Annotated in this window: 12 protein-coding genes; 7 read left to right on the top strand and 5 right to left on the bottom strand. The window is 41.0% G+C overall.

The window, feature by feature from the left end:
- Positions 1–457: 457 nt before the first annotated feature.
- The 3 genes from LP316_RS06230 to LP316_RS06220 all read left to right on the top strand — a co-directional run bounded on the left by LP316_RS06230 (position 458) and on the right by LP316_RS06220 (position 3,775).
- On the top strand, positions 458–1,552 hold the full coding sequence (locus LP316_RS06230) for an SO_0444 family Cu/Zn efflux transporter (RefSeq protein ID WP_193023441.1): 1,095 nt from the start codon (positions 458–460) through the stop codon (positions 1,550–1,552).
- 79 nt (positions 1,553–1,631) lie between these two features.
- The gene (locus tag LP316_RS06225) at positions 1,632–2,432 is read left to right on the top strand and encodes an inner membrane protein YpjD (protein ID WP_193023439.1); all 801 of its coding nucleotides are present in this window, start codon (positions 1,632–1,634) and stop codon (positions 2,430–2,432) included.
- A gap of 62 nt (positions 2,433–2,494) precedes the next feature.
- Entirely contained in the window at positions 2,495–3,775 is a 1,281-nt protein-coding gene (locus LP316_RS06220) for an HlyC/CorC family transporter (RefSeq protein WP_193023435.1), read from the top strand.
- Between the two features lie 510 nt (positions 3,776–4,285).
- Here the strand turns inward: LP316_RS06220 and LP316_RS06215 are convergent.
- Together LP316_RS06215 and gshA are read right to left on the bottom strand one after the other, a co-directional pair.
- A complete protein-coding gene (locus LP316_RS06215; RefSeq protein ID WP_193023433.1) occupies positions 4,286–4,900 on the bottom strand; it encodes a hypothetical protein in 615 nt (204 codons plus the stop codon).
- Between the two features lie 448 nt (positions 4,901–5,348).
- Complete coding sequence (gene gshA, locus LP316_RS06210; protein ID WP_193023431.1) at positions 5,349–6,920, bottom strand: glutamate--cysteine ligase; 1,572 nt, start codon at positions 6,918–6,920, stop codon at positions 5,349–5,351.
- Positions 6,921–7,123: 203 nt separating this feature from the next.
- Here gshA and LP316_RS06205 point away from each other — a divergent pair, with 203 nt between their 5' ends.
- Together LP316_RS06205 and LP316_RS06200 are read left to right on the top strand one after the other, a co-directional pair.
- On the top strand, positions 7,124–8,485 hold the full coding sequence (locus tag LP316_RS06205; RefSeq protein ID WP_193023429.1) for a Na+/H+ antiporter NhaC family protein: 1,362 nt from the start codon (positions 7,124–7,126) through the stop codon (positions 8,483–8,485).
- Positions 8,482–9,168 (top strand): TIGR01621 family pseudouridine synthase, encoded by a 687-nt coding sequence (locus tag LP316_RS06200; protein WP_193023427.1) that lies wholly within the window; start codon positions 8,482–8,484, stop codon positions 9,166–9,168. The genes LP316_RS06205 and LP316_RS06200 overlap by 4 nt, the downstream gene beginning before the upstream one ends.
- Before the next feature lie 83 nt (positions 9,169–9,251).
- Here LP316_RS06200 and LP316_RS06195 read toward each other — a convergent pair whose 3' ends face one another.
- On the bottom strand, positions 9,252–10,601 hold the full coding sequence (locus LP316_RS06195) for a sodium-dependent transporter (protein ID WP_193023425.1): 1,350 nt from the start codon (positions 10,599–10,601) through the stop codon (positions 9,252–9,254).
- 271 nt (positions 10,602–10,872) lie between these two features.
- Positions 10,873–11,355 (bottom strand): YajQ family cyclic di-GMP-binding protein, encoded by a 483-nt coding sequence (locus LP316_RS06190; RefSeq protein WP_193023423.1) that lies wholly within the window; start codon positions 11,353–11,355, stop codon positions 10,873–10,875.
- Positions 11,356–11,492: 137 nt separating this feature from the next.
- On the opposite strand from LP316_RS06190, the gene LP316_RS06185 reads away from it, so the two are divergent.
- Entirely contained in the window at positions 11,493–11,846 is a 354-nt protein-coding gene (locus LP316_RS06185) for a VanZ family protein (RefSeq protein WP_193023420.1), read from the top strand.
- Positions 11,843–12,757, top strand: coding sequence for a ketopantoate reductase family protein (locus LP316_RS06180; RefSeq protein WP_193023418.1), 915 nt, complete (start codon positions 11,843–11,845; stop codon positions 12,755–12,757). The genes LP316_RS06185 and LP316_RS06180 overlap by 4 nt, the downstream gene beginning before the upstream one ends.
- 34 nt (positions 12,758–12,791) lie before the next feature.
- Here LP316_RS06180 and LP316_RS06175 read toward each other — a convergent pair whose 3' ends face one another.
- Positions 12,792–13,154 carry a hypothetical protein gene (locus tag LP316_RS06175; RefSeq protein ID WP_193023416.1) on the bottom strand — a complete coding sequence of 121 codons (363 nt, stop codon included), beginning with the start codon at positions 13,152–13,154 and terminating at the stop codon, positions 12,792–12,794.
- Positions 13,155–13,173 lie beyond the last annotated feature (19 nt).

The raw sequence follows: 13,173 nt of genomic DNA, 5'->3' as shown, positions 1-13,173 counted from the left end.
AAATTAACGTTATTATACCCTCACTAGGCATAAGCGAAAGTATTAATCTCGTCATGATAAAATGGGGCTTTAATGATTTATACCAATTTCACTAAATAGTTAATCATTCAGAGCTACGTCAGGAAAGTTAGAACAAAGCAAATTGGTGCAGGTATAGTTATTCTCGGCTTTGTCTCCTAAGTCGCTCTACCTCCTGCATCCATGCAGTCGTATATCAAGGCAATTTGTAAAGTTATCACTTTTCTGACGAGCTCCCAAGGGCGAGTTTAAATGACTTATATGCTTCGTTACTGATTTTACTAATGGAATAACCATTACCTGCAATCAAAGCCTCGCCTATAAGCCATTTAATTCTCGCTGAATGGCCAAATATTTAATGAATTTGGTATTATTTCAAGTTATCGTGTAATTGCTTGCCGTTGACGATTCACCTTAACTAAAAAGTTTGGCATCATAAATGGGTCTCTATCAATCTATAGTGGTATGGCTACACGTGATCGACCAACTACTCTCTAATTTAATCACTTTGACAAACGATGCTAGTCCGTGGCTATTGTTGGGCTTGTTAATTGCTGGTTTGATGCACGCTTGGTTACCGGCTGATTTGCTCAAAAAACACCTCAGTAAAGGTAAGATGGCCATCGTTAAAGCCGCCTTTATTGGTGCGCCTCTGCCACTTTGTTCTTGCGGTGTAATCCCTGTTGCGACTGAGTTAAAGCGAAGTGGTGCGTCAAACAGTGCAACGTCATCATTTTTGGTGGCAACGCCTGAAACAGGCGTTGATTCAATTACTGTCTCTTACGCGATGTTAGGGCCTATTTTCGCGATTTACCGCCCGATTGCCGCGATTTCATCGGCGATAATTACCGGCTTTTTGGTGTTAACCGATCGCACTCATCATCACAAAAATTCAGAAAAAGTAACGACCAGCGCCTGTTGTGGCAATAAAACAGCAGCGCCTGAACTTAAAAAATCGTGTTGTTCCAGCACGCCACCACCGCCAACACCGTGGCAAAAAACACTAAGCGGTGTGAAATATGCCGCGACCAAGCTGATTGACGATTTAATCGTTTGGTTAGTGATTGGTTTGTGTTTTGCGACCCTGATCAAAACTTTTGTACCAGAAAGCTTTTTATTAAGTTACGGCAGCGGTTTACCAGCAATGCTGTTAATTATTGCGATTTCCATCCCTATGTATATTTGTGCGACAGCCTCGACACCGATCGCAGCTGGCTTTATTATGGCGGGGATTTCACCAGGTACCGCATTAGTCTTTATGATGGCAGGCCCAGCAACAAACATTTCAACGCTAGGCGTCATCAAGCGAGAAATGGGAACAGGCGTGCTAACAAAGTATTTGCTAGGTGTTGCCGTTTCTGCAATTTTATTTGGCACAGGTTTAGATTTACTACTAACCTGGCAAGACATCAATATTGCTGAACAAATGTCTCATAGCCATCAAGTGGTTTCCCCCATACTTGCCTATAGCTGTTCGATTATCTTGATGTTACTGGCAATCAAACCTGTGCGTAAGTTATTCTTGAAGGCATAAATAACAGTGCATCAACCCCAATATTTGTTTAGAATCAGTCAGGTAAAAAAAATTACAGGTTATATTTTTGGAGTGTTTCGTGGATAGCTCAGCTATTTTTGCAATTAGCGCATTTTCTTGTTACTTGATAGCGGCCGTAGCCGTTATTGCAAGGCTATTCCACCCGAAAGGGCCAAATCTTAGATTTGTATTAAGCTTTGCGAGTATTGCCATTGCCCTACACGCGATCGGATTATCTGAGCGCTTATTTATCAATAGTGAAGTAAACTTTAACCTGCCAAATGTTATTGCGCTGGTCAGTTTAGTAATAAGTGCTGTCGTGAGCATCGGTGCAACGCGTTACAAACTCAACCTATTATTGCCTGTATCCTATATTTTTGCTGGACTTTGGCAGTTGAGCTTAGTGTTATTACCGGTCAGCGAGGCCATTTCCTTGAGTGCAAGTAAAATGGCATTAGTTAGCCATATCACCTTAGCGCTCGTTGCCTACTGTATTTTAGTAATAGCTAACCTTTATGCGTTTCAAGTCTCGTACATCAATCAAAAATTAAAAACTAAAAACCTTGCTGCGGTCAACCATTTACCGCCATTAATGCAGGTGGAAAATCAATTATTTATGATTTTAGCAACGGGTACCTTGTGTCTATTGATCAGCGATATTACAGGCTTTATTTTCCTCGATAGTTTCTTTGCTAAAGAATACGCTCACAAAACCGTGTTATCGCTTGTCGCATTAGTTTTATACAGTGTGACGCTTTGGGGACACTTCAAACTCGGCTGGCGTGGCCATAGAGTGTTGTTGTTGATCACCAGTGCTACGGTGATTCTAACACTTTCATACTTTGGTAGTAGATTTGTCAAAGAGTTTCTCATCGCCTAACTTTTCAGGTATAAATAGACTACTTTTACGTGATATTACGACTTAACACATAGGACACTTAATTGGACGACATATCCACCAGTGCACTTTTTATTATTCTTGGTGTACTTCTTTTAATTTCTGCTTATTTTTCCGGTTCAGAAACCGGTATGATGAGTGTCAATAGATACCGTTTACGCCATTTAGAAAACGAGAAAAATAAAGGCGCAATTCGCGTAAGCAAACTATTAGCACGCCCCGACCGATTAATTGGCTTGATATTGATTGGCAACAACTTAGTGAATATCGCTGCGTCGGCAATCGCCACGATCATAGGCATTCGTCTATTCGGTGATGTTGGTGTGGTCTACGCAACATTTGCGCTAACCTTAGTTGTCCTGATATTCGCTGAAGTCACCCCAAAAACACTGGCTGCACTATACCCCGAAAAAGTTGCGTTCCCAAGCTCCATTTTATTGACGATATTACTCAAAATTTTCTATCCGCTTGTCATCGTGATTAACTGGATCACTAACTCATTTCTCGCCTTATTACGCATTAGTCACGAAGATCGCGAACAACACAGCTTGAGCAATGAAGAACTCAGAACCGTTGTAAATGAATCGAGTGCGTTAATTCCGGAGCAAGATCAAAACATGCTAGTGAGCATTCTTGATCTGGAAAAAGTGACGGTTGAAGATATTATGATCCCGCGCAGTGAATTAGTCGGTATTGATATCAATGAGGACTGGAAGAAAATCCAAAAGCAATTAACGCAATCTACCCATACTCGTGTGTTATTGTATCGCGATAACATTGATGACGTAGTTGGTTATATTCACATGCGTGACGCGTTAAAACTGTTGTCAAAAAACCAATTTACCAAAGCAACGCTATTGCGCGCGGTTCGCGAAATGTATTTTATTCCCGAAGGTACACCGCTGAATGTGCAATTGCTTAAATTCCAGCATGCTAAAGAGCGTCTTGGTTTAGTAGTGGATGAATACGGAGATATTCAAGGACTTGTTACCTTAGAAGACATCCTAGAAGAAATCGTCGGTGATTTTACGACCACTATGGAGCCAGCACCGAGCGAGGAAGTACATCAACAGCCAGATGGTAGCTATTTGGTTGATGGTAGTGCCACGATTCGCGATATCAATAAAGAAATGTCTTGGCAGTTCCCTACCGATGGCCCTAAGACCATAAACGGTCTTATTCTTGAGGTACTTGAAGAAATTCCTCAAGCGAAAATGAGTTTAAGGATCGCGGGTTACCCGATCGAGATCGTGGATACCAGTGACAACATGATCAAAACCATTCGCGTGATCCCTGATCTGTTCAAAGATCACGACAACGACTAGCTAAACTTTTCGTTATTAGTAGCAAACCCAAACAAGCTTTAGCCTGCGTGTTTGGGTTTGCTTTTCTATTTGACCAATGACTCAACTTTGACGCTATAACGCCCATTTATTGTGGATAATTAAAACAGCCACAAAAGTTACCCACAAAGTTATTAACCATTCGAGATCTAATTATTAACTTTCCACAAAATCTGTGGATAACGCATTATAGCCCAATAAAACCTAGACCTCTGGTTTTGCAATGTTTTTTTGCGGTTTTTTTTAGTTTTTTTTACAAAAAATTATTGCGTAAAATATCGCTAATTTATTCATAAAAATAAATCGATTTGACTAATTTTGGCACGATTTTTTGATCCTTACATTAAGATATACACATAGCGGATCGTAACCAGTGGAAAACGATCGATCTTACAAACACAATATGGCTTTAAGAACGCCTCCCAAAACCAAAACCCAAAAAAAAGCCAAGGCGCTTTAACCTTGGCTTTCATTCAGGTGCTTGTAGTCAACTTAACCAAAGAACAAGCGCCATAACCAACCGCGGTCTAATTCTTCCTGACAGCTTTTAAGTTGGCTAGCATAACGACGAGACCTATTATCGACTTTGCGCGACACTTTAACTAACCATGGCTTTTTCTTGTAGCTTTTGCGCTTAAAACCGCCCCACCCTTCGTGATAGTTAAGATACTGGTTATACGCATCCCACTTTGACACTTTATTAATTTGGTGAGTTTTATAAATAAACCACCCCATAAAATCGATTGCATCACCAAAGTTTTCCCGACTAGCCCATCGATTGCCCGACTCTTTAATATAATCATCCCAAGTCATCGTTTTGGCCTGAGAATAACCATAGGCACTGCTCACCCGGCCCCAAGGGATAAAACCTAAGAGATACTTTTTCGGCGGCGCTGCATCGTGTTTAAACGAGCTTTCTTGATACATCATTGCCATAGGTACGTGAATAGGTACGCCCCATTGTTCTTTTGCGTCTTTTGCAGCGTGATACCAATCGCGATTTTCGCGAAATATTTCACAGATATTTTCGGGGTTTTGAGGCGGTGGCGTGGCACAACTGGAGAGCGTTGCGATAGCAAATAAACTTATCAATATCGGTTTAAACATTACAACTTGAGTTTTCTTTTTTGATTAGGTCTATCATGCCAGATGGATACGTCTTGTCTAGTCTAAATAACCTGAACTCGGGTTAAATCGCGTGAAGTAAAAATAATTCAAAATTTTTTCATTTATTTTTGAACTATTTTAAACACTGACACTCATAGTATACGAGAGGCTTTATTTCCCTTAGTGTTTCATGTTTTTAATCGCGCTTTTTACCCGAGAGCGCGATTTTTTTTGCCTAAAAATTATCGTTTAAAGAAGAACTAAAAAATAAATGAAAAATATATTGGATAAAAAGTGAACTAATGAGTATTTCAACTATCATAGTAATTGAAAGCGAAACCTCCCTGGACTGCTTTCTTTGTTATTACAGCGCGTTGCCCTAACGCGCTTTTTTTCGGCCCGATTTTAACCAGCTTTCACCGCAATATCGGGCTTTGCATTGAAAATGCTAAGACGAGAAATAGTCAGCTAAAAAGTCATCAAAACTGACGGTATCACTATCTTCAATTGCCTTTTGTGCTTGGTGTGAGGCAATCGCTGCACGCTCGAAGTAATCCTGTGAATAATACTGATAATCCTGTGCCAGTAATTGCGCTTTGTAGTCGCCTGCCATCGCTAACGCGGTTTTAGTCAAACTTTGACCGTCATTTACCACGTGAGCCAAAATTTTTGCCGACGGCGTTAATGATGGATCTTTAATCTTTGCTAGTTCTGCATTGAGTACCTGTTGATATGCATCGCCGCCATGAGCTTCATCAAGTAGTTGAGCAACAGGTAGCATAGCGGTAAAAATCTCTCGTCCCCACGCTTGAACTGACTTTAAAGCGCCAAAGTCATTAAGTTTAAGCTGCGGGTCTCGACCGCGAACGACCACATCATTCATATTTTCTTCAAATTGGTGTTGATCGTCACAATCAAGTGCTGGGCTGTGATTTAAAGCACAGAAAGTTAAAAATATATCTAAAAAGCGTACTTGTTCAATTGAAATTCCCGTTGCACTAAATGGATTAACATCCAGTGCGCGAACTTCAATATACTCGACGCCACGCTCGGCAAGCGCGTGAGATGGCTTTTCACCAGACTTAGCGACGCGTTTTGGCCTAATCGGTGAATACAGTTCGTTTTCTATCTGTAACACATTGCTATTAAGTTGCTGATATTGACCGTCTTTTTTGATGCCTATTTTTTCAAATTCATCTGACGACACCGCCATCGCTTTGGCAACTTGAGTTAAGTATTGCGACAAGGAGTTATAGCAAATGTATAAACTAGATTGCGCGTTATTGGTATAACCCAAATCACTCATTCTCAGTGATGTAGCATAAGGTAAATACATATAACCACTGCTTGATTTTTCAAACGGCAATGTGGTTTTCCTACCTTGTAAAAACGATGGACAAATAGCGGGCGAACTACCGTACAAATAAGGAATTAGCCAACAATAACGCTTGTAGTTACGCAACAGAGCAAAATATTTATCTGATTGATAATCTTGTAGGCTTTGTTGGCTATTTTCGAGGGTTTGCAGTATTTGCCAAAAGCTTTGTGGCAACGAGAAGTTAAAATGAATACCTGCGATGACTTGCATCATGCTGCCGTATCGATTTTTGAGCCCTTGACGATAAACGGTTTTCATCGTACCAATATTCGATGAGCCATAGTTAGCTAATGGGATTTTGTTAGCATCATCAACAAAACAAGGCATCGACAATGGCCACAGTAGTTCATCGTCAATTTCACTTAACACAAATTTTTGAATATCAGCCAGTTGCCCTACTGCTTGCTCAGGACTTTGTGATACCGGCGTAATAAATTCAAGTAGGTTTTCAGCGTAATCTGTCGTTATTTCATCATGAGTCAACGCACTGCCAAGCGCATGATAGTGAGGGTGATAAGACAATTCGCCACGAGGTAGAACTCGCAATGTTTCTCTTTCAATACCCCGTGAGATCTTGGTTAATTCAGCAAGTTGCTGATTGTTTCGCAATGCTTGTGCGAAGTCTTGAATAGAAACTGACAAAGTGGCCCCAAAAATTATGACGAAAGTGTTATTAAACCATATGTTAGGGTAATTATTGGCTTATCAACCCTAACCAGAAATTTCTCGAACAAATATTATGAAAAATTCGCCGATTATCTTAGCAAATATCTAATAAATAGTATCGGTTATCTGTGGCTTACGATAAAGTATAGGCATAATAAAAAATAACGATTCAATACTTTATGCAAGACTCTCCTTTAAGCCTGTTACCTCCTATTGTCGCTATCGCTGTAGCCATTTGGCGTCGAAACGCCCTCCTCGCCTTATTTGTTGGTTTAGTGTTGTGCTTTGTTATGCTCAATCAGTGGCAAATTGGTGCTGGGCTCAGCGCAACCGCCCGCAGTATCCTTGATGTCTTTGGCTCGAGTTACAATGTCTATATTGTCGTTTTCAGTTTACTAATTGGCGCGTTGGTTACCCTGCTCAATAGCTCTGGTGCGGTAAATGGTTTTATCGACAGTTTAGCGCGATTAAATTTAGTGAAAAACTCGCGTCAAGCAAGCTTACTACCAACGGTCATTGGCAGTGCAATATTTACTGATACAAATCTCAGTATGTTTACCGCAGGTACAGCCTCACAAAAATTGTTCGACAAATACCGAATATCACGTGCAAGACTCGCGTTTTTGATCGACTCTACCTGTTCGCCAATTAGTATTTTATTTTTGATCAATGGTTGGGGCGCTTATGTTCTCGGATTACTAGATGGCTATCAACTCGACGACCCCGTTGGTGTGTTAATTGGCACCATTGGCTATAACTTCTACGCTATCTTAGCGGTTGCACTAGCCTATTTTACCGCCTACACAGGCAAAGAATTTGGCCCGTTAGCACACGCATCGCTAACCAATAAGAAAACATCATCGTTTGACAGTGAACAAGTCGCACCAGCCTATGTGATGTGGGCACCACTCCTTACCTTAATTGCGCTCACCTTAATATTATTGTTTATCACTGGAGAAGGTGATATCCGTAGAGGTTCAGGCGCATTTTCCGTATTTTGGGCGATTATTACTTCACTCGTTTTACTGATTGCGTTAATTGCTGTAAACAAGTTAATGACGGCGAAAAACATTTTCACCACAGCGCTTGCGGGTATTAAGAACATGGTAATTCCCGTCAGTATTTTAGTGCTATCGTTTGCCTTTGGTGATGGTATTAAAGCGCTCGGTACAGGCGTTTATGCCAGTGAAATTTTAGCCAATGATTTACCGCTATTTTTACTTGCGCCAACATTATTTATTGTCGCTGGCTTTATGGCTTTTGCTACGGGGACATCGTGGGGTACTTTCGCAATTTTGATTCCCATTGCGGTACCTATTGCCCTTGATACTGGCTTACCTGTGCCCTATTTGGTAGCGGCCGTGTTAGGTGGTGGCGTTTTTGGCGATCATGCCTCGCCGATTTCAGATTCAACGGTGGTCGCTTCTATCGCCAGTGGCTGTGATCATATTGAGCACGTAAAAACACAACTGCCCTATACCTTGTTTGTCGCAATTATATCAATTGTTATCTACGGTGCTATTGGCCTTTCGTTGACATGATAGAAGTGATTGCACAACACGCAGATTATTGTGTTGTTTACAAACCGGCTGATGTTAATTTTCACGATGAAGGTGACATCGGCCAAGGCTTTTTCAATCAAGCCCAAAAACAATTGCAATGTGATGCGTTATACCCAGCTCATCGACTTGATAAAATGACCTCGGGTTTAGTCATACTAGCGAAAAACAAAGCCAGTGCGGCGCAGTTTCAACAGCTTTTTAGCCAACATAAAATTGATAAATTTTACCTAGCAATTAGTCATCAAAAACCCAAGAAAAAACAAGGAACGATAAAAGGTGATATGGCGAAAAGTCGCCGTGGTGCCTACAAGTTATTACGCACAACGAACAACCCAGCGATAAGTCAGTTTTTTTCTCATAGCTTAGGACAAGGTCAGCGACTTTATTTATTGCGACCATTATCAGGTAAAACTCATCAGTTAAGGGTGGCACTAGCAAGTATTGGCGCGCCAATTCTCGGTGACAACTTATATGCCAAAGGTGAGCACAGCGAGAGTGACAGAGGCTATTTACACGCCTTTAGGTTAAGCTTTAACTGGCAAGGCGAACAACAAAACTATACCTGCTTACCCCGACAAGGTCGGGCTTTTTTAACCGACGATTGCCAAGCGCAAATTAACCAATGGCTAGAGCCTGAATTGCTCAATTGGCCCAAGCGTTAAAAGTTAAAAGTTAAAAAATAATGATGAATCGAAATAAAAAATGCCGAACATTTGTTCGGCATTTTTTTATCGCGAAAGCTTATTTAGGTCAATGAGTGAAGAAATACTGCGGCAATTGCCACTGGGCAAACAAATTTCACGTACCATGGCCAAATCTTCCAGAACAAGCCTGACTCGACCTCGTCATAGCCCTGTTTGATTTCTTCTAAAATAGCATGACGATGCCATATCCAACCGGCAAATACACACACTAACATCGCAATGATCGGTTGACCGTATTGGGTAGAAATCATCGCGACCAAATCTAGCATAAAGCTTATGTTATAAACGATTACCATAGAGAAGGCTAAAATACCTAAGCCAATATAGAGAGTTGCGCGTTCACGCTCAATACCGTGGCGTTCAACCGCGTATGATACAGGGCCTTCAAGCATAGAAATTGATGACGTTAAGGCTGCGATAGACATCAAAACAAAGAAGGCAAAGGCGACAAACAACCCGATACTGCCCATAGAATCAAACAGCGTAGGTAGTACTTTAAAGACCAGTGTTGCCCCTTCGATTAACTTGCCATCAGCAGAGAAAATCTGGACACCTTGCGCCTGTGCTACATACATTGCTGGAATAATTAATAGACCAGCTAAGAAGGCAATTGAAATATCAATTAACGTCACTTGCGCGCCAATGCTAACCATATTCTCAGTTTTAGCGATGTAAGAGCCGTAAATGATCATGACACTCGTACCAAGTGATAATGAGAAAAACGCCTGACCTAGCGCGCTCAAAATTAAGCTTGGCTCTAATACACGAGAAAAATCTGGGTTTAAGTAGGCATTAAGCCCTTCAGCTGCGCCCTCAAGTGTTAATACATAACCGATTAACAAAACGAGTAAGCCTATCATCATAGGCATTAAGCGCTTTGACCATTTCTCAATACCCTGCTCAACACCGCGTCGGATAATTAAGATGGTAAGCCCCATAAACAAGATGGTAAATAATAAGTTCCTCGCTAGCGATTGATCAACTAGCCAATCAGCAAGTGAAATAGCACCGGTAACACGAGCAACTGGCTCAAGCGCATATGACATCATCCAACCAGCGAGAATTCCGTAGAAGCTTAAGATTAAAGCGGCACAAATAATCCCACCAAAACCAACAACAAAGGCAAAGCGCTTTTGCCAAAGTTTGTTCGACATTTTTTGTAACGAGGTAACGGCATTTGCTTGACCATAACGACCGATCAGGATTTCTGCCATAAACGCAGGATAGGCAAGACAAAACGCGAGAATTAAATAAACGAAAACAAAGGCTGCACCACCATTGGTCGCCGTTTGTGTAGGAAAGCCCCAAATATTGCCAAGCCCAACTGCAGAGCCGGCAGCGGCCATAATAAAGCCGAGACGAGAGCTAAACGCTCCTCTTGATACACCCATGGAATTTTACTTCTGATTAATTGTTATAGTAATCAGCATAATGTACTTAATGTGAAGTTAAAAAAACAGCACTAAAATGTATTAATGCGTATTTGACGGGTAAACAATCAAGTGTTCAAGTGTAAAGGAAAGCATACTGTGCTTGTTTACATCAGCTGTAGCATCAGTCGCTGCCAATGAGGTTTGGCGGTGAAATACAGGAAGTTAATGAAATAACCATGGGATGCCGCAACAGGTGCGGCATGCAACCATATAACTAAAGGCCTAATGACTAGTCTTTAAAATTGGTAAACTGGAAGCTTTGCTCCAACTCGGCTTCTTTAACTAAACGCATTACGGCTTGTAAATCATCGCGTTTTTTACCTGTTACGCGCACCTTATCACCTTGAATGGCCGCTTGAACTTTTAGTTTGCTGTCTTTGATGATTTTAACCACTTGCTTGGCGACTGGTTGTTCGATCCCCTCTTTAAAGGTGATCGCCGCAGACACCGTTTTACCTGAGTGATTAAGCGAGCCGACACTCATCGCTTTGGCATCAATACCGCGTTTTGCTAATTGACCGCGAAACATGTCAATTAACTGATTTAACTGAAAATCAACTTCGGTTTTTGCTGTCGCGACCGGAGACTTCCACTCAACAGTTGCATCGACACCGCGAAAGTCGAAACGCGTGGCAACTTCCCTGGTAGTATTTTCAACGGCATTGCGCACTTCTTCTAAATTAGTTTCAGAAACAATATCTAATGATGGCATAGCGCTCTCTTCTTATTCATTAAAATTATCGATAGTTTATCAAAGGCTATTTTTATAACCAAGATGTAGTTAGCCGAGATAGTTTTTAAATTGATTCATGCTATTATGTCGCCATGTAAACTCAGCTTTATTTGATTGTGAAAAGTCGTCAACAGTTATTGTTTTTTCTCTTCTTTGTTTTAATTATCACAGGGATATTTATTTCTAGTGATACCGGTTCTTCAGTTTTTCAACACACCCAAATAGATACTATTGGCCACTTTATTAGTTTTTTCTGTTTGGCTTGGTTTCTTCACGCCTTCGTTAAGCTTTCTTTAATGTTACTTGCGCCGACCTTAATTGTTTATGGTTTTTTGTCTGAGGTTGGTCAGGCCTATTTAGGCTTTAGAAATGGCGAGTTCAGTGATTTTTTTGCTGATGTATTAGGCGTTTTGTTTTTCGTTTTAGTGCGCTGGGCTGCCATGATGTACGGCTACAGACTTAAAAAATGAATACTGTGATTATTGGCTCAGGTGCTATAGGTTTGTTGCTTTATCAGCAACTCATTAAAATACTACCGAGCCGTCGACAATTAGCCTTAGTATCTCGACAAGCCGAAAAGCCAAGTGCTTATCAGTATCAAGCGCTAAATGGTGAGATTGAGCAGATTTCGCTAAATCACGCGACTCATAGCGACATCAACAATGCCGACTTAATAATCGTTTGTGTCAAAGCTTTTGCGGTCAACCAAGTGATTGACCAATACATTGATCAATTTAAGCCTTCAGCGACTATCGTTTTAGCTCATAATGGCATGGGCGTTTATGAAGCACTAAAAGACTCAATCAAACAAAAGTTTGCCATCTACAGTTTATTAACAACACACGGTAGTAAAAAAATGAGCTACTGGGAAGTGACTCATACCGGTATGGGCACGATTGATTTTGGCCCCTTAAATGAAATAAACCCGAGTGCTCAGATAAACACTAATCATTTTCTAACCCATCATTTTAATCGTTGTAGCTATCATCACAATATCAGGCAAATGCAGTGGCAAAAGCTCGCGATAAATTGTGTGATAAATCCAATAACGGCAATTTATCAGATAAAAAATGGTGACGTTTTACAGGCTCAATTCGATGATTTACGAACCAAGCTCATTAGCGAATTCGTCACAATTGCTCGATTAGCCAAGCTTGACTTTAGCGAACAAGCCGTCAATGAAACGGTCGAACAGGTCGCGCGCCAAACCGCGGAAAATACCTCATCGATGCTGAGCGATGTTTTAGCCGGAAGAGAAACGGAAATAGAGTTTATTAATGGTTATTTAGTTTACATCGCGTGTTTATACCAACAAGAGGAGCTCGCCCATATGCATTTAGCGATGCTCAAGCAGGTTAAAAGCCTGTTTAATCCCAACTGATTGAAACAAGCTTTTAACCTGCTTGAATTTTTGATTACAAGCGACGACCGTTTGCCGTTAGACGTTCACTCGCAAGCACTTGTTGAGGACTTTTAGGCTTAATTGGTGCTTTGGGCAATTGAGCATCGTTGACTTGCTGAGCTTGACCCGATACCGAAATATTTTGCGCAGCAGGAGCGACTTGTTTGTCTGCTTTCATCGTTTGCGTGCGAGCAAGCTGATCAAACTGACGCTTAGTCGTTTGCAGTTCTCGCTCTAACCAAGCGTAATCTTGTTCTTTCTCAATTAACTTTTTCGTCAATACCGCGTTCTCTTCAGAAAGCTTGCTCATTGCTGCAGCTAGGTATGCCGTTACACCAATGAGTAACACGAAAAATGTGCCAATAACTTTGTTCACATATACTCCTTATAAAAAA

This window comes from Thalassotalea sp. LPB0316 (assembly GCF_014898095.1).
In the GTDB taxonomy this organism is placed as follows: Bacteria; Pseudomonadota; Gammaproteobacteria; order Enterobacterales; family Alteromonadaceae; genus Thalassotalea_G.
The sequence above is the reverse complement of the archived record's forward strand: the minus strand, read 5'-3'. Positions and strand labels throughout refer to the sequence as shown.